This window comes from Citrobacter sp. H12-3-2 (assembly GCF_009649895.1).
Classification (GTDB): domain Bacteria; phylum Pseudomonadota; class Gammaproteobacteria; order Enterobacterales; family Enterobacteriaceae; genus Citrobacter; species Citrobacter portucalensis.
On record NZ_CP045837.1, the window covers coordinates 3,419,932 to 3,445,849 of the forward strand.

Here is a 25,918-nt window from a genome sequence, read left to right on the forward strand (position 1 = left end):
GTGTATAGTAATGCCTTCTTTTTTTAATGTCGGATTGTCCATGGCCATTAAGAATGTAATTTGTGATATCGACGGCGTGCTGATGCACGACAATGTTGCTGTACCGGGTGCGGCAGAATTTCTGACTGGGATCCTGGAAAAAGGCCTGCCGTTAGTCCTGCTGACTAACTACCCTTCGCAGACCGGGCAAGATCTGGCAAACCGCTTCGCCACCGCGGGTGTGAATGTCCCTGATAGCGTCTTTTATACTTCCGCGATGGCTACCGCTGATTTTCTTCGTCGCCAGGAAGGAAAAAAGGCCTACGTGGTGGGTGAAGGCGCGTTAATACACGAACTGTATAAAGCTGGATTTACCATTACCGACGTGAACCCCGATTTTGTGATTGTTGGCGAGACACGTTCCTATAACTGGGACATGATGCATAAAGCAGCCTATTTTGTCGCCAACGGCGCGCGTTTTATCGCCACTAACCCGGATACCCACGGTCGCGGCTTTTATCCCGCCTGTGGAGCACTCTGTGCCGGTATTGAGAAGATCTCAGGCCGTAAACCGTTTTATGTCGGCAAACCCAGCCCGTGGATTATTCGCGCGGCGCTCAACAAAATGCAGGCGCACTCGGAAGAAACCGTTATCGTTGGTGACAACCTGCGTACCGATATTCTGGCAGGTTTTCAGGCGGGTCTGGAAACTATCCTGGTACTGTCTGGCGTATCCAAGCTTGATGATATTGACAACATGCCGTTCAGACCAAGCTGGATTTACCCGTCCGTTGCTGAAATAGACGTCATTTAATCTCTTTAGCCGGATAACAACATCTGCAAGTTATCCGGCCTGAAAAATACATCCATTCAATAAAATCACCACTTCACTGTTGATTCATCAATAATAGCGTTCATTACATAATCTTTTTTCATCAATCCACAATGACCATTGCGTTTTTTATTTTCTGACCCGTAATTCGCTTGCGCCCTCTCCAGCTTTGCGGCATTTTCTTTATCAAGCAAACATAAAAAGCATCACGCAACAGGTTAACGGAGAAGGTTATGTGTTCTATTTTTGGCGTATTCGATATTAAAACTGACGCAGTTGAACTGCGTAAAAAAGCCCTGGAACTGTCTCGTCTGATGCGCCACCGCGGCCCGGACTGGTCAGGTATTTACGCCTGTGATAACGCCATTCTGGCGCACGAACGTCTGTCCATCGTCGACGTCAATGCCGGTGCTCAGCCGCTGTACAACGTGAAGAAGACACATATCCTGGCGGTTAACGGTGAAATTTATAACCACCAGACACTGCGTGCTGAATACGGCGATCGCTACCAGTTCCAGACCGGTTCCGACTGCGAAGTTATCCTCGCCCTGTATCAGGAAAAAGGACCCGCGTTCCTCGATGACCTGCAAGGGATGTTCGCTTTTGCCCTGTACGACAGCGAGCAGGACGCCTACCTGATCGGTCGCGATCATATCGGGATCATCCCGCTCTATATGGGTTACGACGAGCACGGTAACTTCTACGTTGCGTCTGAGATGAAAGCGCTGGTTCCTGTCTGCCGCACAATCAAAGAATTCCCGGCCGGTAGCTATTTGTGGAGTAAAGACGGTGAAATTCGTCAGTACTACCAGCGCGACTGGTTTGAATACGATGCCGTCAAAGACAACGTTACCGATAAAAACGAGCTTCGCCAGGCGCTGGAAGATGCGGTGAAAAGCCACCTGATGTCAGATGTTCCTTATGGAGTACTGCTGTCCGGCGGTCTGGATTCATCCGTAATTTCCGCGATAACTAAAAAATACGCGGCACGCCGTGTTGAAGATCAGGAACGTAGCGAAGCCTGGTGGCCACAGCTGCACTCCTTCGCCGTCGGCCTGGAAGGCGCTCCGGATCTGAAAGCTGCGCAAGAGGTGGCGAACCATCTGGGGACCGTGCACCATGAGATCCACTTCACCGTGCAGGAAGGTCTGGATGCGATCCGCGACGTGATTTACCACATCGAAACTTACGATGTCACGACGATTCGCGCCTCGACGCCAATGTACTTAATGTCGCGTAAAATTAAAGCGATGGGTATTAAAATGGTGTTGTCGGGTGAAGGTTCGGACGAGGTGTTTGGCGGCTATCTCTATTTCCACAAAGCGCCAGATGCAAAAGAACTGCACGAAGAAACCGTGCGCAAGCTGCAAGCGCTGCATATGTTCGACTGTGCCCGTGCCAACAAAGCCATGTCGGCCTGGGGTGTAGAAGCTCGCGTGCCCTTCCTGGATAAGAAATTCCTTGATGTGGCGATGCGCATCAACCCGCAGGACAAAATGTGCGGCAACGGCAAAATGGAAAAACACGTTCTGCGCGAATGTTTTGAGTCCTACCTGCCGGCAAGCGTCGCATGGCGTCAGAAAGAGCAGTTCTCTGACGGTGTCGGTTACAGCTGGATTGACACGCTGAAAGAGGTGGCTGCAGAACAAGTTTCAGACCAACAACTGGAAACCGCCAGCTTCCGTTTCCCGTACAACACGCCATCGTCAAAAGAAGCGTATTTGTACCGTGAGATTTTCGAAGAGTTGTTCCCGGTAGCAAGCGCTGCCGAATGCGTGCCTGGCGGGCCGTCGGTTGCCTGTTCTTCTGCCAAGGCGATCGAATGGGATGAGGCGTTTAAAACCATGAACGATCCATCTGGCCGTGCCGTTGGCGTACACCAGTCCGCTTATAAATAAGTTAATCCTTAGATAAGAGCCCTGCGGGGCTCTTTTTTTATGTTTGTTTTCTGTGCAAAAAAACAATTAATAACTAATAATTGCCGAATATTGCGTCATGCTGTTCGCAACCTAACCAAACAGTCACATTCCAGCTATTTTCAATGAAAAAGGGGTTGACGCTTCAAGGCTCAATACGCATAATGCGCCCCGCAACGCCGATAAGGTTACGCGAAAAAAAGATGGCTACGTAGCTCAGCTGGTTAGAGCACATCACTCATAATGATGGGGTCACAGGTTCGAATCCCGTCGTAGCCACCATCTTTTTTGCGGGAGTGGCGAAATTGGTAGACGCACCAGATTTAGGTTCTGGCGCCGCAAGGTGTGCGAGTTCAAGTCTCGCCTCCCGCACCATTCACCCGTAAGCGTTGCACGGATGGGGTATCGCCAAGCGGTAAGGCACCGGTTTTTGATACCGGCATTCCCTGGTTCGAATCCAGGTACCCCAGCCATTTTTTCTTCGATATAGCGGTTCACCGCAACGGTCATTGGGGTATCGCCAAGCGGTAAGGCACCGGTTTTTGATACCGGCATTCCCTGGTTCGAATCCAGGTACCCCAGCCATCGAAGAAAATGTTAGTATTTGGCTACGTAGCTCAGCTGGTTAGAGCACATCACTCATAATGATGGGGTCACAGGTTCGAATCCCGTCGTAGCCACCATATTAAGGACGTATCGACTCGTTCGGTAAATCCAAAAAATTGTTGGGGTATCGCCAAGCGGTAAGGCTCTGGTTTCTGATACCAGCATTCCGAGGTTCGAATCCTCGTACCCCAGCCAATTTCAAAAAGTCGTCCACTCTGTGGGTGCACCCGTTGGGGTATCGCCAAGCGGTAAGGCTCTGGTTTCTGATACCAGCATTCCGAGGTTCGAATCCTCGTACCCCAGCCATATTAAAAAAGCTCGCCTCGGCGAGCTTTTTGCTTTTCTAACGTTGGGTGACGGAAAGCCTTACCCGGCCTACATGACTTGTAGGCCTGATAAACGTAGCGCCATCAGGCACCACTCGAGCTACAACCCTAACGCATACTTCAGTGCCTGACGTTTCAGTACGCCAGCGCGCTCTGCGGCCATGAGCCCGAGATTACGCATGATGCGCAGCGGCTGCAGGTTATTGCTGAATCCGGCATAGAACAGATCCATACCGCTTTGCATGATGAAATTGTCAGTCATACGGCGATTCTGATAGCGCTTGAGCACCGGCTGACTGGCCCAGGATTCACCGTAGCTGCGCGCGTTCACCAGCACATCAATCAACGCATCGACATCACGAAAGCCCAGATTAACGCCCTGCCCCGCCAGCGGATGAATGGTATGCGCGGCATCACCTACCAGCGCCAGCCCCGGTTGCACATATTGCAGCGCATGACGACGCGTAAGCGGGAACGCCCCCGCAGCCACTGGCATCACCTTACCGAGTCGCGATGGAAAATGTTTAGCAATCTCCGTCTGCAATTGCGGCATATTCAGCGCTTGCAATTGGCGGATGCGAGCCGGTGAGTCGTACCACACCAACGAGGCCCAGTTATCAAACAGCGGTAAAAACGCGCGCGGGCCGTCAGGCGTAAATTGCTGCCATGTGCTATCTCCCGGTGAATTTTCGCATTGCACGGTTATCAACATACAGGACTGCGCGTACTGCCAGGCATGGATACCAATCCCGGCCATTTTTCGCACCTGAGAGTTGGCACCATCGGCGCCGATGACCAGCTTCGCGCTGATGGTTTCGCCGCCTGCCAGCTCAAGCTCATGTCGATCGTTATGTTGATGCAAAGAAATCAGGGACGCCGGTACGCGCAGCGTGACTTTAGGGTTAGCTTGCAGCGCCTGCCAGAGCGCCTGTTGCAGGACCGTGTTTTCCACCATATAGCCCAACAGAGGCAGCTTTAGCTCGGCGGCATCAAACATCACATGGGCATTTTCCCACTCCCACGTTTCCAGTCGACGATAAGGATGGCTGCGCATCCCCTGCACCGAATCCCAGACGCCCAGCCCTTTTAGCAACGACACCGATGCGGAACTAATGGCAGAAATTCTGACATCAGGCTGTCCGTCAGCCACAAACGGCGCGGGAACGGCATGCTCAATGACCGTTACCGTAAATCCATGCTGCGCCAGTCCAAGCGCCAGCGCGCCGCCGACCATCCCCCCGCCGACAATGGCAATTTCCGTTGGTTGATTTGTCATGGTCAATTATCCAGTTACATGTATTGTGTAAGTTTACAGGATTTTTTACCCCTTGAGGCTGACATCCGTCATACTGGTCACAACCGCGCCAAAGCAGTACACTATGCGCCCTGCATTTCAGCCACAATTTCGCAAGAGCAAGTCGATGACCAAAAAACTCCATATTAAAACCTGGGGCTGTCAGATGAACGAATACGATTCATCGAAGATGGCCGATCTGCTGGATGCCACTCATGGGTATCAACTGACTGACGTGGCGGAAGAAGCGGATGTGCTGCTGCTGAATACCTGCTCAATCCGTGAGAAGGCTCAGGAAAAAGTGTTCCATCAACTGGGCCGCTGGAAACTGTTAAAAGAGAAAAACCCCAAGCTCATCATTGGGGTCGGTGGCTGTGTTGCGTCTCAGGAAGGCGATCATATTCGCCAGCGCGCGCATTACGTCGATATTATTTTTGGGCCGCAAACGCTGCACCGCCTGCCGGAAATGATCAACAAAGTGCGTGGAAGCACGACCCGTAGCCCGGTGGTTGATATCAGTTTCCCGGAGATCGAAAAGTTCGACCGCCTGCCGGAACCGCGTGCTGAAGGTCCAAGCGCGTTTGTGTCCATCATGGAAGGTTGTAATAAATATTGTACTTACTGCGTGGTGCCCTACACCCGCGGTGAGGAAGTCAGCCGTCCGGCGGATGATATTCTGTTTGAAATCGCCCAGCTTGCAGCCCAAGGCGTGCGTGAAGTGAACCTGCTGGGGCAAAACGTGAACGCCTGGCGTGGTGAGAACTACGACGGCACGATCGGATCTTTTGCCGATCTGTTACGTCTGGTCGCAGCGATCGACGGTATTGATCGTATCCGCTTCACCACCAGCCATCCGATCGAATTCACCGATGATATCGTTGAAGTTTATCGCGATACGCCAGAGTTGGTGAGCTTCCTGCATCTGCCGGTACAGAGCGGTTCAGACCGCGTACTGAACCTGATGGGGCGTACCCATACCGCGCTGGAATACAAAGCGATCATCCGCAAACTGCGCGCTGCGCGTCCGGATATCCAGATTAGCTCCGACTTCATCGTTGGCTTCCCGGGTGAGACCACGCAGGATTTCGAGCAGACCATGAAGCTGATTGCTGACGTCAATTTTGACATGAGCTACAGCTTTATTTTCTCTGCGCGTCCTGGCACCCCTGCCGCCGATATGGTTGACGACGTACCGGAAGAAGAGAAGAAACAGCGTCTGTACATTCTACAGGAGCGTATCAACCAGCAAGCTATGGCCTGGAGCCGCCGTATGGTCGGCACGACCCAGCGCATTCTGGTTGAAGGCACATCGCGTAAGAGCATTATGGAACTGTCAGGCCGTACCGAAAATAACCGTGTGGTGAACTTTGAAGGCAACCCGGATATGGTCGGTAAGTTCGTAGACGTAGAAATTACCGATGTCTGGACTAACTCCCTGCGCGGTAAAGTGGTGCGTACCGAGGACGAAATGGGTCTGCGTATCGCAGAATCCCCTGAATCGGTCATTGCGCGTACCCGCAAAGAAAACGATCTGGGCGTCAGTATTTATCAGCCTTAATCCTGCTGAAAAACGTAAAAAAGGCCCGATACCGCTACACTTATCGGGCCTACAATCCAGGGCTCGCTGTCCCGGCGGGTCTTGTAATCTGCCCTATCATCCCCATATTTGCTGCAATGCTTGCGCCTTTCCCCCATGGCGTGAATAATTTCCTTAGATGCCGGTAAATGTTCAGCGTCCGGCGAGACATGCATAAGAGGAACAGTTTGAACATAGACACTCGCGAAATCACCCTTGAACCCGCAGACAACGCCCGCCTGTTGAGCCTTTGCGGCCCATTTGATGACAACATCAAACAGCTGGAACGTCGCCTCGGCATCGAAATTAACCGCCGTGATAACCACTTTAAACTGACCGGTCGTCCAATTTGCGTCACCGCTGCGGCAGATATTTTACGTAGCCTGTACGTCGATACCGCCCCAATGCGCGGTCAGACGCAGGACATCGAGCCTGAACAAATTCATCTGGCGATCAAAGAAGCGCGAGTACTTGAGCAAAGCGCAGACAGCGTGCCTGAATTTGGCAAAGCGGTGAACATCAAAACCAAGCGTGGAGTAATTAAGCCGCGCACGCCGAACCAGGCACAGTACATTGCGAATATCCTCGACCACGACATCACATTTGGCGTTGGCCCTGCGGGTACGGGTAAAACGTATCTCGCGGTTGCCGCTGCGGTTGATGCGCTTGAGCGTCAGGAGATCCGTCGCATTCTGCTGACCCGTCCGGCAGTGGAAGCGGGCGAAAAACTGGGATTCCTGCCAGGAGATCTCAGCCAGAAAGTCGATCCGTATTTACGACCGCTGTATGACGCGCTTTTCGAAATGCTCGGCTTTGAAAAGGTTGAAAAGCTGATTGAGCGTAACGTCATTGAAGTTGCGCCACTGGCCTATATGCGCGGTCGTACGTTGAACGATGCTTTCATCATTCTTGATGAAAGCCAGAACACCACCATCGAACAGATGAAAATGTTCCTGACCCGTATCGGCTTTAACTCCAAAGCGGTCATCACTGGCGATATCACCCAGATTGACCTGCCGCGTAGCACCAAATCCGGTCTGCGTCATGCCATTGAAGTGTTGGCTGAAGTCGACGAAATTAGTTTTAATTTCTTCCATAGCGAAGACGTGGTGCGCCACCCAGTGGTTGCCCGTATCGTCACGGCGTATGAAGCCTGGGAAGAAGCAGAACAGAAACGCAAAGCCGAGCAGGCTGCAGAACGCAAGCGCGAAGCTCAGGAGCAGGAACAAAAATGAGTCAGGTTATCCTCGATTTACAGCTGGCATGTGAAGACGAATCCGGTCTACCAACAGAAAGTCAGTTTCAGGGCTGGCTGGATGCGGTGATCCCGCAGTTTCAGGAAGAGTCTGAAGTGACGATTCGTCTGGTCGATGACGCGGAAAGCCACGACCTGAACCTGACCTATCGCGGGAAAGACAAATCCACCAACGTGCTCTCTTTCCCGTTTGAGGCTCCGCCGGGCATTGAGATGCCGCTGCTGGGCGATTTGATCATCTGCCGTCAGGTGGTTGAGAAAGAAGCGCAGGAGCAAGGCAAACCGCTTGAGGCCCACTGGGCGCACATGGTGGTGCACGGTAGCCTGCATTTACTCGGCTACGACCATATTGAAGACGATGAAGCGGAAGAAATGGAATCCCTCGAAACAGAGATTATGCTTGCTCTGGGCTATGAGGATCCGTACATTGCCGAGAAAGAGTAAGCATTTCGACATCTTGTAGGCCTGATAAGGCCTACAAGGTTTGAAGTACAATGAAGAGATATGCCGTCAACAGCTGAGTAAACGCATGACGCGCTTTGTATTAACTAACATGAGAACCCATACGACGCCATGAGCGACGACAATTCACACAGTAGTGACACCTTAAACAGCAAAAAGGGATTTTTTTCCCTGTTACTGAGCCAACTTTTCCACGGTGAACCGAAAAACCGCGACGAACTGTTGGAGCTGATCCGTGATTCCGGGCAAAACGACCTTATTGATGAAGATACGCGCGATATGCTCGAAGGGGTAATGGATATTGCGGACCAGCGTGTTCGCGACATCATGATCCCTCGCTCCCAGATGATTACCCTGAAACGCAACCAAACTCTGGACGAATGCCTCGATGTCATTATCGAGTCTGCCCACTCGCGTTTCCCGGTAATTAGCGAAGACAAGGATCACATTGAAGGGATTCTGATGGCCAAAGATCTGCTGCCGTTTATGCGTAGCGATGCCGAAGCCTTCAGCATGGAGAAAGTGTTACGCCAGGCGGTTGTCGTCCCTGAAAGCAAGCGGGTTGACCGCATGCTGAAAGAGTTCCGCTCCCAGCGTTATCATATGGCTATCGTCATCGACGAGTTTGGCGGTGTCTCAGGTCTGGTGACCATTGAGGACATCCTTGAACTGATTGTCGGTGAAATTGAAGATGAGTACGACGAAGAAGACGATATTGATTTCCGTCAGCTCAGTCGCCACACCTGGACTATTCGTGCGCTGGCGCCGATTGAAGACTTCAATGAAGCTTTCGGCACGCATTTCAGCGATGAAGAAGTAGATACCATTGGCGGGTTGGTCATGCAGGCCTTCGGTCATCTGCCCGCGCGTGGAGAGACCATCGACATTGATGGTTACCAGTTCAAAGTGGCAATGGCCGACAGCCGTCGTATTATTCAGGTTCATGTCAGAATTCCGGACGACTCACCCCAGCCCAAACTGGACGAATAAACCCGAAACTGGATCTAAGACTACATGGCATTTGCCCCTTTAATTGAACGCCAGCGCATTCGCCTGCTTCTGGCGTTATTATTCGGTGCCTGCGGGACACTGGCTTTCTCACCGTATGACATCTGGCCCGCTGCGATTGTTTCGCTGATGGGCCTGCAGGCTCTCACCTTCAACCGTCGTCCTCTCCAGTCTGCCGCTATCGGCTATTTCTGGGGACTGGGACTGTTTGGCTCAGGCATCAACTGGGTTTACGTCAGTATCGCACAGTTTGGCGGTATGCCGGGCCCCGTTAACGTCTTCCTCGTGGTTCTGCTTGCTGCTTACCTTTCCCTCTACACTGGCCTGTTTGCCGGCGTTTTGGCGCGTCTGTGGCCGAAAACCACCTGGATACGCGTAGCGATTGCCGCGCCGGTAGTCTGGCAAATCACTGAATTTCTGCGCGGCTGGGTACTGACCGGTTTCCCGTGGCTGCAGTTCGGTTACAGCCAGATCGATGGCCCGTTAAAAGGACTGGCGCCGGTAATGGGCGTTGAGGCGATAAACTTCCTGCTGATGATGGTTAGCGGCCTGCTGGCACTTGCACTGGTAACGCGTAACTGGAAGCCGCTGGCTGCCGCCGTGGTGCTTTTCGCTCTGCCCTTCCCGCTACGTTATATTCAGTGGTACACGCTGGAGCCAGAAAAAACCACCCAGGTCTCGATGGTGCAGGGTGACATCCCGCAGTCGCTCAAATGGGATGAAGGCCAGTTACTCAACACCCTGAAGATTTATCTCGACGCCACCCAGCCTGAGATGGGCAAATCACAGCTCATCATCTGGCCAGAATCCGCTATTCCGGACCTGGAAATTAACCAGCAGCGTTTTCTGAGCATGATGGATGACCTGCTGAAATCGAAAAATAGCACGCTGATTACCGGTATTGTAGACGCGCGTCTGAACAAGCAGAATCGTTACGACACCTACAACACCATCATCACACTGGGTAAAGACAGCCCATACAGCTACGACTCCAGCAACCGCTACAACAAAAACCATCTGGTACCGTTTGGCGAATTTGTCCCGCTGGAATCTATTCTGCGCCCGCTAGCGCCATTCTTTGACCTGCCAATGTCTTCGTTCAGCCGCGGTCCTTATGTACAGCCACAGTTGCATGCACACGGCTTTAAGCTGACCGCTGCCATCTGCTACGAAATCATTCTTGGCGAACAGGTCCGGGATAACTTCCGCCCGGATACGGACTACCTGCTGACTATCTCTAACGATGCATGGTTTGGTAAATCTATTGGCCCGTGGCAGCACTTCCAGATGGCGCGTATGCGTTCCCTGGAGCTGGCGCGACCTCTGCTGCGTAGCACCAACAACGGTATTACGGCGGTGATTGGTCCGCAGGGCGAAGTTCAGGCGATGATCCCGCAGTTTACCCGTCAGGTGCTGACCACCAGCGTGACGCCAACGACGGGCTTAACCCCTTATGCCCGTACCGGAAACTGGCCGCTCTGGCTGCTAACCGCGCTGTTTGGCTTTGGCGCAGTGGTAATGAGTCTGCGCCAACGTCGTAAGTAAAACAGCGCCCCATCAAATGCAGGCCGGATAAGGCGGTACGCCGCCATCCGGCAGTTGTGCAGCATCGTGCCTGATGGAGCTACGCTTATCAGGCCTACTTCCCCCCTCTAAAAGACCATTCTGGCACGTCTATTGCTTTGTTCTACAAGGCAAACGCTGTTTTGGCTGAATGTGCAACCTGGTCGCACCAAAGTTGAGCGCCGGTAGCACCTGAAAAGTGCAACAAGATATTTTTGCCCCCAAATGGTGCGGCGCACTTCGCAAAAATAAACAATAACACAGCAAATTCTTTACATTCATCCAAACTAAATGTTAACAAACACATACAAGACTGCACGTTTTAGTAGCAAACAATAACAACATCACAATGGGTATCAATGCGTCCCTGGCGCAGACGATAAAGGAGTTGGATATGCAATTACGTAAGCTCGCCACTGCCATGCTGGTCATGGGAATGTCCGCCGGTCTGGCGCACGCAGAAGACGCAGCACCAGCGGCAGGCAGCACGCTGGATAAGATCGCCAAAAATGGCGTGATCGTTGTCGGCCACCGTGAATCATCAGTACCGTTTTCTTACTACGATAATCAGCAAAAAGTGGTCGGTTATTCACAGGATTACTCCAACGCGATCGTTGAAGCCGTGAAGAAAAAGCTGAACAAGCCAGATCTGCAGGTGAAACTGATCCCGATTACTTCACAAAACCGTATCCCGCTGCTGCAAAACGGCACCTTCGATTTTGAATGTGGATCCACCACCAACAACGTCGAGCGCCAAAAACAAGCCGCTTTCTCTGACACCATTTTCGTTGTCGGCACCCGTCTGCTGGCGAAAAAAGGCGGCGACGTTAAAGATTTCGCCGATCTGAAAGGTAAAGCCGTAGTCGTGACTTCAGGTACCACCTCCGAAGTTCTGCTGCACAAGCTGAATGAAGAACAAAAAATGGATATGCGCATCATCAGCGCGAAAGACCACGGTGACTCTTTCCGTACTCTGGAAAGCGGTCGTGCCGTTGCCTTTATGATGGATGACGCCCTGCTGGCTGGCGAGCGCGCGAAAGCGAAGAAACCAGACAACTGGGAGATCGTCGGCAAGCCACAGTCTCAGGAAGCCTACGGCTGTATGTTGCGCAAAGATGATCCTGAGTTCAAAAAGCTGATGGACGACACTATCGCCAAGGCGCAAACCTCAGGCGAAGCTGAGAAATGGTTTGATAAGTGGTTTAAAAACCCAATTCCGCCGAAGAACCTGAACATGAATTTCGAACTGTCAGACGAGATGAAAGCTCTGTTCAAAGAACCAAATGATAAAGCGCTTAACTAACTAAAATAAATGGGAGGCTTCCCCTCCCTCTCGATTGTTACTCGGCACGGACAGACTATAAGCCTGATGGTCGTTCCCCATCAGGCCTGAAAACCGCAAAACGCCGAATAACAATCTTCGAGGGTAGCGCTGCTACCCTTTTTTTTCTGGAGTAGATTTATGTCTATAGACTGGAACTGGGGTATTTTTTTACAACAAGCCCCGTTCGGCAACACCACCTATCTCGGCTGGCTCTGGAGTGGTTTCCAGGTCACTGTCGCGTTATCCATCACCGCATGGATTATCGCTTTCCTCATAGGCTCTTTATTCGGCATCTTACGTACCGTTCCAAATCGTTTCCTTTCTGGGATCGGCACGCTGTACGTTGAGCTGTTTCGTAACGTTCCGCTCATCGTCCAGTTTTTTACCTGGTATCTGGTTATTCCTGAACTGCTGCCGGAAAACATTGGGATGTGGTTCAAGGCTGAGTTGGATCCCAACATCCAGTTCTTCCTCTCATCAATGCTTTGTCTGGGGCTGTTTACCGCCGCGCGCGTCTGCGAACAGGTTCGCGCCGCAATTCAGTCTCTGCCTCGTGGGCAGAAAAACGCCGCACTGGCGATGGGGCTAACGCTACCGCAGGCCTACCGCTATGTGCTGCTGCCAAACGCTTACCGCGTGATTGTTCCGCCAATGACCTCAGAGATGATGAACCTGGTGAAGAACTCCGCGATCGCCTCCACCATCGGCCTGGTCGATATGGCGGCACAGGCGGGCAAATTGCTGGATTACTCCGCCCACGCATGGGAATCGTTTACCGCTATCACTCTGGCCTACGTCCTGATTAACGCCGTCATCATGCTGGTGATGAATCTTGTTGAACGTAAAATCCGCCTGCCTGGCAATTTGGGAGGCAAATAATGTACGAATTTGACTGGAGTTCTATCATCCCTTCCCTGCCGTATCTGCTGGATGGGTTAATCATCACGCTGAAAATCACCGTTACGGCGGTAGTCATTGGTATTGTCTGGGGAACCATCCTTGCAGTAATGCGTCTGTCCAGCTTCGCGCCGATTGCCTGGTTTGCGAAAGGCTACGTCAACGTATTTCGTTCTATTCCGCTGGTCATGGTGCTGCTGTGGTTCTACCTGATTGTGCCCGGCTTCCTGCAAAACGTACTGGGTCTGTCGCCAAAAACCGATATTCGCCTGATCTCAGCAATGGTCGCGTTTTCGATGTTTGAAGCCGCGTACTATTCCGAGATTATCCGTGCCGGTATCCAGAGTATTTCTCGTGGGCAATCCAGCGCCGCGCTGGCGCTAGGGATGACCCACTGGCAGTCGATGAAGCTCATTATTCTGCCGCAGGCATTCCGCGCGATGGTACCGCTGCTGCTAACCCAGGGCATCGTACTCTTCCAGGATACCTCGCTGGTCTATGTATTAAGTCTGGCAGACTTCTTCCGTACCGCCTCCACCATTGGCGAGCGTGACGGCACACAGGTTGAAATGATCCTGTTTGCTGGCGCCGTTTATTTTGTATTCAGTCTGAGCGCATCGTTGTTGGTCAGCTATTTGAAGAAAAGGACAGTTTAATGATTACCCTGAAAAATGTTTCTAAATGGTATGGTCACTTTCAGGTGCTGACCGACTGCTCCACGGAAGTGAAAAAAGGGGAAGTGGTGGTGGTCTGCGGCCCGTCAGGTTCAGGTAAATCAACGCTTATCAAAACGGTGAACGGGCTGGAGCCGGTACAACAAGGCGTCATCACCGTTGATGGTACCGTGGTGAATGATAAAAAAACCGATCTGGCCAAACTGCGCTCTCGCGTTGGTATGGTGTTCCAGCACTTTGAACTGTTCCCTCACCTGTCGATCATTGAGAACCTGACTCTGGCGCAGGTAAAAGTGCTCAAGCGCGATAAAAAGCCGGCCCGCGACAAAGCGCAAAAGTTACTGGAACGCGTTGGTCTATCAGCACATGCGGAGAAGTTTCCAGCTCAGCTCTCAGGGGGCCAGCAACAGCGTGTCGCTATCGCCCGGGCGCTGTGCATGGATCCTATCGCCATGCTGTTTGACGAACCAACGTCGGCGCTTGATCCTGAAATGATCAACGAAGTACTGGACGTTATGGTTGAACTGGCCAATGAAGGGATGACCATGATGGTGGTAACCCACGAAATGGGCTTTGCGCGTAAAGTGGCGAACCGGGTGATCTTCATGGATGAAGGGAAAATTGTTGAAGACTCACCGAAAGAAGAGTTCTTCGCTAATCCGAAATCGGACCGTGCCAAAGACTTCCTCGCGAAAATACTGCACTAATCTTGCTGGCGCGCATCTCCATGTGCGCGCCACTTCACGCTTCATCCCTTCGCCTCTCGAAACACATACAGCCCAGCGTTAACCTTGTCACAAAGTCCCACTTACAAGGAGCAACAATGGCACTTCCTATCCTGTTTGATTGCGATCCGGGTCATGACGACGCTATCGCAATTGTGCTCGCCCTCGCCTCACCAGAACTGGATGTGAAAGCGATAACCTCATCAGCCGGTAACCAGACACCTGACAAAACGCTGCGTAACGTGTTGCGCATGTTAACGTTGCTCAACCGTACGGATATACCAGTAGCTGGTGGCGCAGTGAAACCACTGATGCGCGATCTGATTATCGCCGATAACGTTCACGGCGAGAGTGGGCTGGATGGCCCGGCGCTGCCGGAACCCGCTTTTGCGCCACAAGACTGTACCGCCGTGGAACTGATGGCGAAAACCCTGCGTGAAAGCCCGGAACCGGTGACGATTGTCTCCACCGGGCCGCAAACTAACGTCGCATTGCTCCTGAATAGCCATCCTGAGCTGCACGCCAAAATCGCCCGTATCGTAATTATGGGTGGTGCGATGGGCCTCGGAAACTGGACGCCCGCCGCCGAGTTCAATATTTTCGTGGATCCTGAAGCCGCTGAAATCGTATTCCAGTCTGGCATTCCAGTGGTGATGGCTGGTCTGGACGTCACGCATAAAGCGCAAATACATCGCGAAGATACCGAGCGGTTCCGCGCTATCGGCAATCCCATTTCGACGATCGTAGCTGAACTACTCGACTTCTTCTTTGAATATCACAAAGATGAAAAATGGGGATTCATCGGCGCACCACTGCATGATCCATGCACCATTGCCTGGCTGCTGAAACCTGAACTGTTTACCACCGTTGAACGCTGGGTCGGCGTGGAAACTCAGGGTAAATATACCCAGGGAATGACCGTGGTGGATTACTACTTCCTGAGCGGCAATAAGCCAAACGCCACCGTAATGGTAGACGTGGATCGTCAAGGGTTTGTCGATTTGCTGGCAGAACGTTTAAGATATTACGCGTAAAACTGTAGGCCGGATAAGGCGCTTGCGCCACCATCCGGCATATTGCCTGATGGCGATGCTGGCGCATCTTATCAGGCCTACAAATAACTTCTGGCACGCCTAATCATCACGGCTCAAACGGTCGGCGCTGGAACTGATCGTGTCCGCATTTCGGACACAGCGGCAGCACATCCGGGGTGTAAACCGCTAAATGGAAGTGGCACTTCTCACAGACCAGATTACCTAATCCGACCACCTCACCGCTGTGATAAACCCCGTGATGACTGAGATCCTGGAACACCTCGCGCCATTCGAGCTGCGTTTTATCTGTAATATCGGCCAGTTCCTGCCAGATACTCTCCTTGATAACCCGCATAAAGACGCTGTCTGTCTCCTCATCAAGACTTTCTTCATAGCTCAGAGCAAACTCTTCCAGGTCACGTCTGACGGCCCGGGTGAGCTCTTCTACCTCGGTTCGCGTTAACTCCCCGGTCTGCATAACTCGTTGACGCGCCTGCTCCACCAACGCATCAATATCGCGTTCGCCATTACGCAGACGTTCGCTCAGTGAAGCCACCAGTTCACGGTAATATTGAGCAACCTTGTTCATCGCTTCGCCTCCTGGGTCGTTAACTGTCTATAATAATAGACGTTATTTACGCTACGCTTTGCAAGACTGTCCACAGAGTGTGTAAATTCGTGCAAGAATTATCCTTGCGGGAATTCAACGCTGAATGCGCGAAAGGCTGTTTTGGCGCGGGCGTTTGGGCTATGCTATGCGGATCTGAAACACCACATCTAAAGCTACGTTTGTAGCTGTATTGAAAACAGGACCACTGGCTGCCATGCAAGAGCAATACCGCCCGGAAGAGATAGAATCCAAAGTACAGCTTCACTGGGATGAGAAGCGCACATTTGAAGTTACCGAAGACGAGAGCAAAGAGAAGTATTACTGCCTGTCTATGCTTCCCTATCCTTCTGGTCGACTACACATGGGCCACGTACGTAACTACACCATCGGTGACGTGATCGCCCGCTACCAGCGCATGCTGGGCAAAAACGTACTGCAGCCAATTGGCTGGGATGCGTTCGGTCTGCCTGCAGAAGGCGCTGCGGTTAAAAACAATACCGCGCCAGCACCGTGGACGTACGACAACATCGCATACATGAAAAACCAGCTCAAAATGCTGGGTTTCGGTTACGACTGGAGCCGTGAGCTGGCGACCTGCACCCCGGAATACTACCGTTGGGAACAGAAATTCTTCACCGAGCTGTACAAAAAAGGCCTGGTGTACAAGAAAACGTCTGCGGTCAACTGGTGCCCGAACGACCAGACCGTACTGGCGAACGAACAGGTTATCGACGGCTGCTGCTGGCGTTGCGATACCAAAGTCGAGCGTAAAGAGATCCCACAGTGGTTCATCAAAATTACCGCTTACGCTGACGAACTGCTGCGTGACCTGGATAACCTGGATCACTGGCCTGACACCGTGAAAACGATGCAGCGCAACTGGATTGGCCGTTCTGAAGGCGTGGAAATCACCTTCGATGTGAACGGTTACGACAACACGCTAACCGTTTACACCACCCGCCCGGACACCTTTATGGGTGCGACCTATCTGGCCGTTGCCGCAGGTCACCCGCTGGCGCAGAAAGCTGCTGCAAATAACCCAGAACTGGCCGCCTTCATTGACGAATGCCGCAACACCAAGGTTGCTGAAGCCGAAATGGCAACCATGGAGAAGAAAGGCGTCGACACGGGCTTTAAAGCTGTTCACCCGCTGACTGGCGAAGAAATCCCCGTTTGGGCAGCAAACTTCGTCCTGATGGAATACGGTACGGGCGCAGTCATGGCCGTTCCGGGCCACGATCAGCGCGATTACGAGTTTGCGACAAAATATGGCCTGACCATCAAGCCAGTAATTCTGACCGCTGAAGGCGCAGAGCCGGATCTGTCCGAACAAGCTCTGACCGAAAAAGGCGTGCTGTTTAACTCCGGCGAGTTTGACGGTCTCGACTTCGAAGCTGCCTTCAACGCCATTGCTGACAAGCTGGTAGCGAAAGGCGTGGGTGAGCGTAAAGTGAACTACCGTCTGCGTGACTGGGGTGTTTCCCGTCAGCGTTACTGGGGTGCGCCAATTCCGATGGTGACGTTGGAAGACGGTACCGTACTGCCGACGCCAGAAGATCAGTTGCCGGTTATTCTGCCGGAAGACGTGGTTATGGACGGCATCACCAGCCCAATCAAAGCCGATCCGGAGTGGGCAAAAACCACCGTTAACGGCATGCCTGCGCTGCGCGAAACCGACACCTTCGATACCTTTATGGAATCCTCCTGGTACTACGCGCGCTACACCTGCCCGCAGTACAACGAAGGGATGCTGGATCCAGAAGCCGCAAACTACTGGCTGCCAGTTGATATCTACATTGGTGGTATTGAACACGCCATCATGCACCTGCTCTACTTCCGCTTCTTCCACAAGCTGATGCGCGATGCGGGCATGGTCAACTCTGACGAACCGGCCAAACAGCTGCTGTGCCAGGGTATGGTGCTGGCTGATGCGTTCTATTACGTTGGTGCAAACGGCGAGCGTAACTGGGTTTCTCCGGTTGATGCCATCGTTGAGCGCGACGAAAAAGGTCGTATCGTCAAAGCTCAGGACGCAGAAGGCCATGAACTGGTCTATACCGGCATGAGCAAAATGTCCAAGTCGAAAAATAACGGTATCGACCCGCAGGTGATGGTTGAGCGTTACGGCGCTGACACGGTACGTCTGTTCATGATGTTCGCATCTCCGGCTGATATGACGCTGGAATGGCAGGAATCCGGCGTTGAAGGGGCGAACCGCTTCCTGAAACGTGTATGGAAGCTGGTTTACGAACATACTTCCAAAGGCGATGTAGCTGCCCTGAATGTTGATGCGTTGAGCGAAGACCAAAAAGCGCTGCGTCGCGACGTACATAAAACCATTGCTAAAGTTACCGATGATATCGGTCGTCGTCAGACCTTTAACACCGCAATTGCGGCGATTATGGAGCTGATGAACAAGCTGGCGAAAGCACCGCAGGAAGACGAACAAGACAGAGCCCTGATGCAGGAAGCGTTACTGGCCGTCGTTCGCATGCTGAACCCGTTCACCCCACATGTTTGTTTCACGATGTGGGAAGCACTGAAAGGCGAAGGCGATATCGACAACGCACCGTGGCCGGTGGCGGACGAAGCCGCAATGGTTGAAGACTCGACGCTGGTTGTAGTTCAGGTGAACGGTAAGGTCCGTGGCAAAATTACCGTTCCGGTAAATGCGACAGAAGAACAGGTTCGTGAACGTGCTGGCCAGGAGCATCTGGTGGCAAAATATCTTGATGGCGTTACCGTACGTAAAGTGATTTATGTACCAGGTAAACTCCTCAATCTGGTCGTTGGCTAAGCGCGGGAGGAAGCGTGCGACTTCTGACAACATTGTTGTTATCTCTGGCGGTGCTTGTCACCGCCGGATGTGGATGGCATCTGCGTAATACTACGCAGGTACCACCCTCAATGAAAACCATGATTCTGGACTCTGGGGATCCAAACGGCCCATTAAGCCGCGCGGTTCGTAATCAGCTGCGTCTGAACGGCGTTACGCTGCTTGAAGACGGCTCAATGCGTAAAGATGTGACGTCCTTACGTCTTGGCGCGGTCAGCATTTCGCAGGATACGGCGTCGGTATTCCAGAACGGTCAAACGGCTGAATACCAGATGGTGATGTCCGTAAGTGCTACTGTGCTGATTCCAGGTCATGATATTTATCCAATCAGCGCCAAAGTTTATCGTTCGTTCTTTGACAACCCACAGGCTGCACTGGCGAAGGATAACGAGCAAGAGATGATCGTTAAAGAGATGTATGACAAAGCGGCTGAACAGTTAATTCGTAAGCTGCCAAGCGTACATCTGGCCGATACTCTGTCATCCAATGCTGATGATGATGCTAAGCCAGCGGCGACAAAAGCCGCAGAGCCTGCGTCATCTCCGGCGCGTGTTTCCACCACGCTGGGTAACTGATGCTCAAGTTGTACCCTGAACAACTCCGCGCACAGCTCAATGAGGGGCTGCGCGCGGCGTATTTGCTCTTAGGTAACGATCCTCTCTTGTTGCAGGAAAGCCAGGACGCTATCCGTCAGGCTGCCGCCACACAAGGGTTCGAAGAACACCACGCTTTCACCCTGGACAATAGCACCGACTGGGGAGAGATTTTTTCACTCTGCCAGGCGATGAGCCTGTTTGCCAGCCGTCAAACCCTACTTTTGCAGTTGCCTGAAAATGGCCCCAATGCCGCCATTAACGAACAGCTCGCTTCACTCGTCACACTGCTACATGACGACCTGCTGCTGATCGTTCGCGGCAACAAACTGACTAAAGCGCAGGAAAACGCCGCATGGTATACCGGACTTGCCAATAATGCGGTGCAGGTAAGCTGCCAGACGCCGGAGCAAGCACAGCTTCCTCGTTGGGTCGCCGCCAGAGCGAAGCTTAACAATCTACAACTGGATGACGCAGCCAATCAGCTGTTGTGCTATTGCTATGAAGGTAATCTGTTAGCGCTGGCGCAAGCGCTGGAACGGCTAGCATTGCTTTGGCCTGATGGCAAACTAACGCTGCCTCGCGTGGAGAAAGCCGTTAACGATGCCGCGCACTTTACCCCGTTCCATTGGGTGGATGCGCTGCTGATGGGCAAAAGCAAACGCGCGCTGCACATTCTGCAACAGTTACGCCTGGAAGGCAGTGAGCCGGTTATTTTGCTGCGCACGATACAGCGTGAATTACTGCTGTTGGTCAACTTAAAACGGCAGTCAGCCCATACGCCTTTGCGCACGTTGTTTGATAAACACCGGGTGTGGCAAAATCGCCGGGGTATGATGGGTGACGCGCTAAACCGGCTGAACCCTGCGCAGTTGCGTCAGGCGGTAACACTGTTAACGCGTACTGAAATTACGCTTAAACAAGACTATGGTCAGTCAGTGTGGGCGGAACTTGAGGGGCTTTCCCTGTTGCTCTGCCATAAATCGCTGGCCGATGTTTTTATTGATGGTTGATATGAAATCATTGCAGGCTCTGTTCGGTGGCACCTTTGATCCGGTGCATTATGGTCATCTTAAACCGGTTGAAATTCTGGCGAATCTGATTGGCCTTTCCCGGGTTATTATCATGCCCAATAATGTGCCGCCGCATCGTGCGCAACCCGAAGCGTCCGGCGAACAACGTCAGCGCATGGTTGAACTGGCCATTGCCGATAAGCCGTTGTTCTCCCTCGATGAACGCGAACTGAAACGCGATACCGCCTCCTACACCGCGCAAACGCTCAAAGAGTGGCGCGAGGAGCAAGGCCCGGAAGTACCGTTAGCGTTTATTATTGGCCAGGACTCACTGCTTACCTTTCCGTCCTGGCATGACTACGACACGATTCTGGGTAACACCCACCTCATTGTCTGCCGACGTCCGGGCTATCCGCTCGAAATGGCGCAGGAAAAGCACCAGCAGTGGCTGGAGGATCATCTGACCCATTCGCCAGATGACCTGCACAACTTGCCTTGCGGGAAAATTTATCTGGCTGAAACGCCGTGGTTTAACATCTCCGCCACGCTCATCCGTGAGCGTCTGGAAAAAGGCGAGCCGTGCGACGATCTGATGCCAGCTGCAGTGCTTGACTATATCAATCAGCAGGGGTTGTACCGCTAAGCACCTTGCGTAGAGCCGCCAACAGGCGGTTATTCTCTTCCTGGCTGCGAACGGCTACCCGATAATAGCGCGCATCCAGCCCCGGATAATTAGCACAACTGCGAATCAAGACATGTTGTTCCAGCATTGCGCGTTGCAGATCAAAATCCGCCCGCTCGCAGCGCAATAAGCGATAATTTGCCCTGCCAGGATACACCGTCAGGCCGGGCAGTTCTTTCAACTGCCGATCAAACCTCGCGCCCTCTTGCTCCAGCCACTTCCACGTTGCCTGCTGATATGCGCTGTCGTGTAAAATAATCTCGCCTGCCAGTGCAGCAAATGCGTTAATTGACCACGGCATTTGTCGACGGCGCATCTGTGCAACAGCCTGTTCATTACTGTTGACCAGATACCCCAACCGCAGCCCCGGTATCGCATAGAACTTGGTTAGCGAGCGCAGCACCCAAATATGCGGGTTATCCCGAAGCAGCGGAATAAACCCCTGCTCCCCGGCAATAAAATCGATAAACGCTTCATCAAGGATCAGATTGATCCCAAGCAACTCACAACGCGCGGCTATTTCGCGCAGCAGGCGGTTATCGGGCAGCAAGCCAGTGGGATTGTTGGGCGTACAGAGAAACAGGCAGTCCAGCTCTGAGGTTAACGTATCGAGGATTGCATCGGTAAGCTGCCAGCCATCGTCTTCGCGTAGCGCAAACTCATGGATCGTGCAGTCTCCCCAGTGCAGCGCCCGACGATATTCAGCAAACCCGGGCGTCACGATCATCGCATGGCGTGGTTTAAGTCCTTGCACCAAAGTGAAAATCGACTCAGTCTCGCCGTTTCCGGCAAGTATCCATGAGGCAGGAATCTGATGATGCTCCGCCAGCGCCGCATGCAGTTTAGCGTAATCAACATCCGGGTAACGCTCCGCGCAGTCCAGGTTGTCGACGATCGCGCGTTTTAAACTTGCCGGCATACCCAGCGGATTAATATTCGCGCTAAAATCCAACAATTGTTCAGGCGAGATGCCCAACAGTTCGGCGGCTTCTCGGGTATTGCCACCATGCGCGCTCTTCAATAAAGACATCGTGCCGCTCCACGCAAAAAAAGGTATTTTAGTGAAAAAACTCTGCGCAATCAGGGCAAACATCATGTTTTGTGCGAATAACCTCAAGAGGAAAAAATGAGACTCTGGTTAGTACGTCATGGAGAAACTGAAGCCAATGTCGCTGGTTTATACAGCGGCCACGCCCCCACTCCGCTAACGGAACGGGGTATCGCTCAGGCGCAAACACTGGGTACGCTGTTACGCAATGTGCCTGTCGACAACGTTCTGTGCAGCGAGTTGGAACGTGCCCGCCATACAACGCAGTTGATCTTAGGCGATCGTGAAGTCCCTGTGCGCAACATGCCTGAGCTCAATGAGATGTTTTTTGGTGACTGGGAAATGCGCCATCATCGCGATCTGGCGCGAGAAGACGCCGAAAACTACGCCGTGTGGTGTAACGACTGGCAGAATGCGACGCCAACCAATGGTGAAGGTTTTCAGGCATTTTCCCAGCGTGTGGAACGCTTTATTGCTCAGCTCGCTGATTACAAAACGTGTCAAAACCTGCTGGTGGTGAGCCATCAGGGTGTTCTGAGCGTGTTGATCGCCCGTCTGCTGTCCATGCCGGCTGCAGCAATGTGGCATTTTCGCGTCGAACAAGGTTGCTGGAGCGCAATTGATTTTTGCGACGATTTTGCGGTTCTGAAAGTGCTCAACAGCCGGGCTGTATGGCACGACGGGGAGTGAAAGCCCTGTTTTTTCTGCCGAAGGGCTTCTCTCCCATTGACACCCCATGACAGGCTGTTATTCTCCGCAACCTGACTTTTCCCGCCCTTCAGAGCTTTGCAGAAATTGTTTTACAAAAATGGCGATGCATTCTGCGGCGTGGGGTGGGATGATAGCGCACTTCAAAAGCGCTTTCGGAGACATTTGTCCCGATATCGCCTCTGGTTCAGGTATACTAACAGACGTTTTTAACTCTTTTCACCCAGGGGGAACACTTGCAGGGTAAAGCACTTCAGGATTTTGTAATCGACAAAATTGATGACCTGAAAGGTCAAGACATCATCGCCTTAGACGTTCAGGGCAAATCCAGCATCACTGATTGCATGATTATCTGCACCGGCACGTCCAGCCGTCATGTAATGTCTATCGCAGACCACGTTGTTCAGGAGTCCCGCACTGCTGGTCTGCTGCCGCTCGGCGTAGAAGGCGAGAACGTTGCAGACTGGATCGTCGTTGACCTCGGTGATGTGATTGTCCACGTGATGCAGGAAGAAAGCCGTCGCCTGTATGAACTGGAAAAACTCTGGAGTTAATGCGTGAAGCTGCAACTTGTCGCTGTGGGTACGAAAATGCCTGACTGGGTGCAAACCGGGTTTACGGAGTATCTCCGTCGGTTTCCGAAAGATATGCCCTTTGAGCTGATCGAAATCCCGGCAGGAAAACGCGGCAAGAACGCGGATATTAAACGCATTCTCGACAAAGAGGGTGAGCAGATGCTGGCTGCCGCAGGCAAAAACCGCATCGTCACCCTTGATATCCCTGGTAAACCCTGGGACACGCCGCAGCTGGCGACTGAACTGGAACGCTGGAAACTGGACGGTCGTGACGTCAGTCTGTTGATTGGCGGGCCGGAAGGTCTCTCCCCTGCCTGTAAAGCGGCAGCGGAACAAAGCTGGTCACTCTCTGCGTTAACCCTTCCTCACCCTCTTGTTCGGGTTCTGGTCGCGGAGAGTCTGTACAGGGCGTGGAGCATCACCACCAACCATCCTTATCACCGTGAGTGATCATTGATTCTTGAGTAGATTAAGCAGCGGATGAAACTACAGAATTCTTTTCGCGACTATTCGGCTGAGTCCGCGCTGTTTGTGCGCCGGGCGCTGGTCGCTTTTTTGGGGATTTTGCTGCTCACCGGCGTGCTGATCGCGAACCTTTATAATCTGCAAATCGTTCGCTTTACTGATTATCAGACTCGCTCGAACGAAAACCGCATCAAACTGGTGCCTATCGCCCCCAGTCGCGGCATCATTTATGACCGTAACGGAATTCCACTCGCCCTTAACCGCACCATTTATCAGATAGAAATGATGCCGGAAAAGGTCGACAACGTTCAGGATACCCTCGACGCGCTGCGTAACGTCGTAGACCTGACGGACGACGACATTGCCGCCTTTAAAAAAGAGCGCGCCCGTTCACACCGCTTCACCTCCATTCCGGTAAAAACTAACCTCAGTGAAGTGCAGGTGGCACGGTTCGCCGTTAATCAATATCGCTTTCCCGGCGTCGAAGTTAAAGGCTATAAACGCCGCTATTACCCCTACGGCTCTGCGCTGACCCACGTCATTGGCTACGTATCGAAGATCAACGATAAAGACGTGGACCGCCTGGACAAAGACGGCAAGCTGGCCAACTACGCGGCGACGCACGACATCGGTAAATTGGGTATTGAACGCTACTATGAAGACGTACTTCACGGCCAGACGGGTTATGAAGAAGTTGAAGTGAACAACCGTGGCCGCGTCATTCGCCAACTGAAAGAAGTGGCGCCGCAGGCCGGGCACGATATCTATCTCACCCTTGACCTGAAACTCCAGCAGTACATCGAAACGCTGCTGGCTGGCAGTCGTGCCGCGGTGGTAGTCACCGACCCGCGTACCGGTGGCGTTCTCGCACTGGTGTCCATGCCGAGCTACGACCCGAACCTGTTTGTCGATGGTATCTCGAGTAAAGATTACTCCGGGTTGCTCAATGACCCGAATACCCCATTGGTTAACCGCGCAACTCAGGGTGTCTACCCTCCTGCTTCGACGGTTAAACCTTACGTCGCGGTTTCTGCATTAAGTGCAGGCGTCATCACCCGCAATACTGGTCTGTTCGATCCGGGTTGGTGGCAATTACCGGGCTCTGAAAAACGTTACCGCGACTGGAAAAAATGGGGGCACGGCCATCTGAACATCACCCGTTCTCTGGAAGAGTCGGCGGATACGTTTTTCTATCAAATCGCCTATGATATGGGGATAGACCGCCTTTCAGAGTGGATGAGCAAGTTTGGCTACGGTCAATATACGGGTATCGATCTTGCCGAAGAGCGCGCCGGAAACATGCCAACCCGCGAGTGGAAGCAAAAACGGTTCAAAAAGCCATGGTACCAGGGTGATACCATTCCGGTCGGCATCGGTCAGGGTTACTGGACAGCAACCCCTATCCAGATGAGTAAAGCGCTGATGATCCTTATCAACGACGGTTTGGTAAAAGTTCCGCATCTGCTGATGAGTACGGCAGAAAACGGCAAGCAAGTGCCGTGGATTCAGCCGCACGAACCACCCGTTGGTGACATTCATTCCGGTTATTGGGAAATCGCAAAAGACGGCATGTACGGTGTAGCCAACCGTCCTAACGGTACTGCACACAAATATTTCGCTGGCGCACCTTACAAAATTGCGGCGAAATCCGGTACTGCACAGGTCTTTGGCCTGAAAGCCAATGAAACCTATAACGCACATAAGATCGCCGAGCGCTTACGTGACCACAAGCTGATGACGGCCTTCGCACCCTATGATAAGCCCCAGGTTGCTGTCGCCATAATTCTTGAGAACGGTGGCGCGGGCCCGGCTGTGGGTACCATTATGCGCCAGATCCTTGACCACATTATGTTGGGCGACAATAACACCAATCTGCCTGCAGAAAACCCCGCGGTTGCAGCAGCGGAGGACCAATAA

At 52.6% G+C, this 25,918-nt stretch carries 23 protein-coding genes and 7 tRNA genes; 27 read left to right on the forward strand and 3 right to left on the reverse strand.

Annotated elements, in window-relative coordinates; translation table 11 throughout:
• The first annotated feature begins 40 nt into the window (after positions 1–40).
• From nagD to GHC22_RS16510, 9 genes are all read left to right on the forward strand, one after another.
• Positions 41–793, forward strand: a complete 753-nt coding sequence (gene nagD, locus GHC22_RS16470) for a ribonucleotide monophosphatase NagD (protein WP_003022792.1) — start codon at positions 41–43, stop codon at positions 791–793.
• A gap of 251 nt (positions 794–1,044) precedes the next feature.
• Entirely contained in the window at positions 1,045–2,709 is a 1,665-nt protein-coding gene (asnB, locus tag GHC22_RS16475; protein ID WP_008784099.1) for an asparagine synthase B, read from the forward strand.
• 223 nt (positions 2,710–2,932) lie between these two features.
• A tRNA-Met gene (locus tag GHC22_RS16480) sits at positions 2,933–3,009 on the forward strand.
• Positions 3,010–3,017: 8 nt separating this feature from the next.
• A tRNA-Leu gene (locus tag GHC22_RS16485) sits at positions 3,018–3,102 on the forward strand.
• Between the two features lie 23 nt (positions 3,103–3,125).
• Positions 3,126–3,200, forward strand: a tRNA-Gln gene (locus tag GHC22_RS16490).
• Positions 3,201–3,237: 37 nt separating this feature from the next.
• A tRNA-Gln gene (locus tag GHC22_RS16495) sits at positions 3,238–3,312 on the forward strand.
• A gap of 21 nt (positions 3,313–3,333) precedes the next feature.
• Positions 3,334–3,410 (forward strand) — tRNA-Met (locus GHC22_RS16500).
• 43 nt (positions 3,411–3,453) lie between these two features.
• A tRNA-Gln gene (locus GHC22_RS16505) sits at positions 3,454–3,528 on the forward strand.
• Between the two features lie 36 nt (positions 3,529–3,564).
• Positions 3,565–3,639: transfer RNA gene (locus tag GHC22_RS16510), tRNA-Gln, on the forward strand.
• A gap of 120 nt (positions 3,640–3,759) precedes the next feature.
• On the opposite strand, the gene ubiF is transcribed toward GHC22_RS16510, so the two are convergent.
• Complete coding sequence (gene ubiF, locus GHC22_RS16515) at positions 3,760–4,935, reverse strand: 3-demethoxyubiquinol 3-hydroxylase (RefSeq protein WP_153753544.1); 1,176 nt, start codon at positions 4,933–4,935, stop codon at positions 3,760–3,762.
• Between the two features lie 145 nt (positions 4,936–5,080).
• Between ubiF and miaB the strand changes: the two genes are divergently transcribed.
• From miaB to rihA, 10 genes are all read left to right on the forward strand, one after another.
• Positions 5,081–6,511, forward strand: coding sequence for a tRNA (N6-isopentenyl adenosine(37)-C2)-methylthiotransferase MiaB (miaB, locus tag GHC22_RS16520; RefSeq protein ID WP_126955852.1), 1,431 nt, complete (start codon positions 5,081–5,083; stop codon positions 6,509–6,511).
• Between the two features lie 206 nt (positions 6,512–6,717).
• Entirely contained in the window at positions 6,718–7,764 is a 1,047-nt protein-coding gene (locus tag GHC22_RS16525) for a PhoH family protein (RefSeq protein ID WP_003022776.1), read from the forward strand.
• Positions 7,761–8,228 (forward strand): rRNA maturation RNase YbeY, encoded by a 468-nt coding sequence (gene ybeY / locus GHC22_RS16530; protein WP_003831323.1) that lies wholly within the window; start codon positions 7,761–7,763, stop codon positions 8,226–8,228. Before GHC22_RS16525 ends, ybeY begins: the two co-directional genes overlap by 4 nt.
• A gap of 129 nt (positions 8,229–8,357) precedes the next feature.
• The gene (corC, locus tag GHC22_RS16535) at positions 8,358–9,236 is read left to right on the forward strand and encodes a CNNM family magnesium/cobalt transport protein CorC (RefSeq protein ID WP_003022770.1); all 879 of its coding nucleotides are present in this window, start codon (positions 8,358–8,360) and stop codon (positions 9,234–9,236) included.
• 24 nt (positions 9,237–9,260) lie between these two features.
• Positions 9,261–10,799 (forward strand): apolipoprotein N-acyltransferase, encoded by a 1,539-nt coding sequence (gene lnt, locus GHC22_RS16540; protein WP_071445754.1) that lies wholly within the window; start codon positions 9,261–9,263, stop codon positions 10,797–10,799.
• Between the two features lie 412 nt (positions 10,800–11,211).
• Entirely contained in the window at positions 11,212–12,120 is a 909-nt protein-coding gene (gene gltI, locus GHC22_RS16545) for a glutamate/aspartate ABC transporter substrate-binding protein GltI (RefSeq protein ID WP_003022762.1), read from the forward strand.
• 159 nt (positions 12,121–12,279) lie between these two features.
• A complete protein-coding gene (gene gltJ, locus GHC22_RS16550; protein ID WP_003831316.1) occupies positions 12,280–13,020 on the forward strand; it encodes a glutamate/aspartate ABC transporter permease GltJ in 741 nt (246 codons plus the stop codon).
• Positions 13,020–13,694 carry a glutamate/aspartate ABC transporter permease GltK gene (gene gltK / locus GHC22_RS16555; protein WP_003831315.1) on the forward strand — a complete coding sequence of 225 codons (675 nt, stop codon included), beginning with the start codon at positions 13,020–13,022 and terminating at the stop codon, positions 13,692–13,694. Before gltJ ends, gltK begins: the two co-directional genes overlap by 1 nt.
• Complete coding sequence (gene gltL, locus GHC22_RS16560; protein WP_003022754.1) at positions 13,694–14,419, forward strand: glutamate/aspartate ABC transporter ATP-binding protein GltL; 726 nt, start codon at positions 13,694–13,696, stop codon at positions 14,417–14,419. Before gltK ends, gltL begins: the two co-directional genes overlap by 1 nt.
• Positions 14,420–14,535: 116 nt before the next feature.
• The gene (rihA, locus tag GHC22_RS16565) at positions 14,536–15,471 is read left to right on the forward strand and encodes a pyrimidine-specific ribonucleoside hydrolase RihA (protein ID WP_153753546.1); all 936 of its coding nucleotides are present in this window, start codon (positions 14,536–14,538) and stop codon (positions 15,469–15,471) included.
• Positions 15,472–15,577: 106 nt separating this feature from the next.
• On the opposite strand, the gene GHC22_RS16570 is transcribed toward rihA, so the two are convergent.
• Positions 15,578–16,060, reverse strand: coding sequence for a zinc ribbon-containing protein (locus GHC22_RS16570; protein WP_003022748.1), 483 nt, complete (start codon positions 16,058–16,060; stop codon positions 15,578–15,580).
• Between the two features lie 235 nt (positions 16,061–16,295).
• Between GHC22_RS16570 and leuS the strand changes: the two genes are divergently transcribed.
• The 4 genes from leuS to nadD are packed head-to-tail and all read left to right on the forward strand — an operon-like array spanning position 16,296 to position 21,166.
• Positions 16,296–18,878, forward strand: a complete 2,583-nt coding sequence (leuS, locus tag GHC22_RS16575; protein ID WP_095533124.1) for a leucine--tRNA ligase — start codon at positions 16,296–16,298, stop codon at positions 18,876–18,878.
• A 14-nt stretch (positions 18,879–18,892) separates the two neighbouring features.
• Positions 18,893–19,492 (forward strand): LPS assembly lipoprotein LptE, encoded by a 600-nt coding sequence (gene lptE, locus GHC22_RS16580; RefSeq protein WP_103284875.1) that lies wholly within the window; start codon positions 18,893–18,895, stop codon positions 19,490–19,492.
• Positions 19,492–20,523, forward strand: coding sequence for a DNA polymerase III subunit delta (gene holA / locus GHC22_RS16585; RefSeq protein ID WP_032942687.1), 1,032 nt, complete (start codon positions 19,492–19,494; stop codon positions 20,521–20,523). Before lptE ends, holA begins: the two co-directional genes overlap by 1 nt.
• A gap of 1 nt (position 20,524) precedes the next feature.
• Positions 20,525–21,166, forward strand: a complete 642-nt coding sequence (gene nadD, locus GHC22_RS16590) for a nicotinate-nucleotide adenylyltransferase (RefSeq protein WP_122973951.1) — start codon at positions 20,525–20,527, stop codon at positions 21,164–21,166.
• Here the strand turns inward: nadD and cobD are convergent.
• On the reverse strand, positions 21,141–22,235 hold the full coding sequence (gene cobD / locus GHC22_RS16595; RefSeq protein ID WP_153753548.1) for a threonine-phosphate decarboxylase CobD: 1,095 nt from the start codon (positions 22,233–22,235) through the stop codon (positions 21,141–21,143). The genes nadD and cobD overlap by 26 nt on opposite strands.
• 96 nt (positions 22,236–22,331) lie before the next feature.
• On the opposite strand from cobD, the gene GHC22_RS16600 reads away from it, so the two are divergent.
• The 4 genes from GHC22_RS16600 (at position 22,332) to mrdA (ending at position 25,918) form a co-directional block, all read left to right on the forward strand.
• Positions 22,332–22,943 carry an adenosylcobalamin/alpha-ribazole phosphatase gene (locus GHC22_RS16600; protein WP_008784086.1) on the forward strand — a complete coding sequence of 204 codons (612 nt, stop codon included), beginning with the start codon at positions 22,332–22,334 and terminating at the stop codon, positions 22,941–22,943.
• A gap of 254 nt (positions 22,944–23,197) precedes the next feature.
• Entirely contained in the window at positions 23,198–23,515 is a 318-nt protein-coding gene (rsfS, locus tag GHC22_RS16605) for a ribosome silencing factor (RefSeq protein ID WP_003022728.1), read from the forward strand.
• 3 nt (positions 23,516–23,518) lie between these two features.
• Positions 23,519–23,986, forward strand: coding sequence for a 23S rRNA (pseudouridine(1915)-N(3))-methyltransferase RlmH (gene rlmH, locus GHC22_RS16610; protein WP_003022725.1), 468 nt, complete (start codon positions 23,519–23,521; stop codon positions 23,984–23,986).
• Between the two features lie 30 nt (positions 23,987–24,016).
• Complete coding sequence (mrdA, locus tag GHC22_RS16615) at positions 24,017–25,918, forward strand: peptidoglycan DD-transpeptidase MrdA (protein ID WP_003831292.1); 1,902 nt, start codon at positions 24,017–24,019, stop codon at positions 25,916–25,918.

Bases quoted from the DNA above. Each gene is read 5' to 3' on its own strand.
- nagD (WP_003022792.1), top strand. From the start codon at position 41: ATGGCCATTAAGAATGTAATTTGTGATATCGACGGCGTGCTGATGCAC.
- asnB (WP_008784099.1), top strand. From the start codon at position 1,045: ATGTGTTCTATTTTTGGCGTATTCGATATTAAAACTGACGCAGTTGAA.
- ubiF (WP_153753544.1), bottom strand. From the start codon at position 4,935: ATGACAAATCAACCAACGGAAATTGCCATTGTCGGCGGGGGGATGGTC.
- miaB (WP_126955852.1), top strand. From the start codon at position 5,081: ATGACCAAAAAACTCCATATTAAAACCTGGGGCTGTCAGATGAACGAA.
- ybeY (WP_003831323.1), top strand. From the start codon at position 7,761: ATGAGTCAGGTTATCCTCGATTTACAGCTGGCATGTGAAGACGAATCC.
- corC (WP_003022770.1), top strand. From the start codon at position 8,358: ATGAGCGACGACAATTCACACAGTAGTGACACCTTAAACAGCAAAAAG.
- lnt (WP_071445754.1), top strand. From the start codon at position 9,261: ATGGCATTTGCCCCTTTAATTGAACGCCAGCGCATTCGCCTGCTTCTG.
- gltI (WP_003022762.1), top strand. From the start codon at position 11,212: ATGCAATTACGTAAGCTCGCCACTGCCATGCTGGTCATGGGAATGTCC.
- gltJ (WP_003831316.1), top strand. From the start codon at position 12,280: ATGTCTATAGACTGGAACTGGGGTATTTTTTTACAACAAGCCCCGTTC.
- gltK (WP_003831315.1), top strand. From the start codon at position 13,020: ATGTACGAATTTGACTGGAGTTCTATCATCCCTTCCCTGCCGTATCTG.
- gltL (WP_003022754.1), top strand. From the start codon at position 13,694: ATGATTACCCTGAAAAATGTTTCTAAATGGTATGGTCACTTTCAGGTG.
- rihA (WP_153753546.1), top strand. From the start codon at position 14,536: ATGGCACTTCCTATCCTGTTTGATTGCGATCCGGGTCATGACGACGCT.
- GHC22_RS16570 (WP_003022748.1), bottom strand. From the start codon at position 16,060: ATGAACAAGGTTGCTCAATATTACCGTGAACTGGTGGCTTCACTGAGC.
- leuS (WP_095533124.1), top strand. From the start codon at position 16,296: ATGCAAGAGCAATACCGCCCGGAAGAGATAGAATCCAAAGTACAGCTT.
- holA (WP_032942687.1), top strand. From the start codon at position 19,492: ATGCTCAAGTTGTACCCTGAACAACTCCGCGCACAGCTCAATGAGGGG.
- nadD (WP_122973951.1), top strand. From the start codon at position 20,525: ATGAAATCATTGCAGGCTCTGTTCGGTGGCACCTTTGATCCGGTGCAT.
- cobD (WP_153753548.1), bottom strand. From the start codon at position 22,235: ATGTCTTTATTGAAGAGCGCGCATGGTGGCAATACCCGAGAAGCCGCC.
- GHC22_RS16600 (WP_008784086.1), top strand. From the start codon at position 22,332: ATGAGACTCTGGTTAGTACGTCATGGAGAAACTGAAGCCAATGTCGCT.
- mrdA (WP_003831292.1), top strand. From the start codon at position 24,017: ATGAAACTACAGAATTCTTTTCGCGACTATTCGGCTGAGTCCGCGCTG.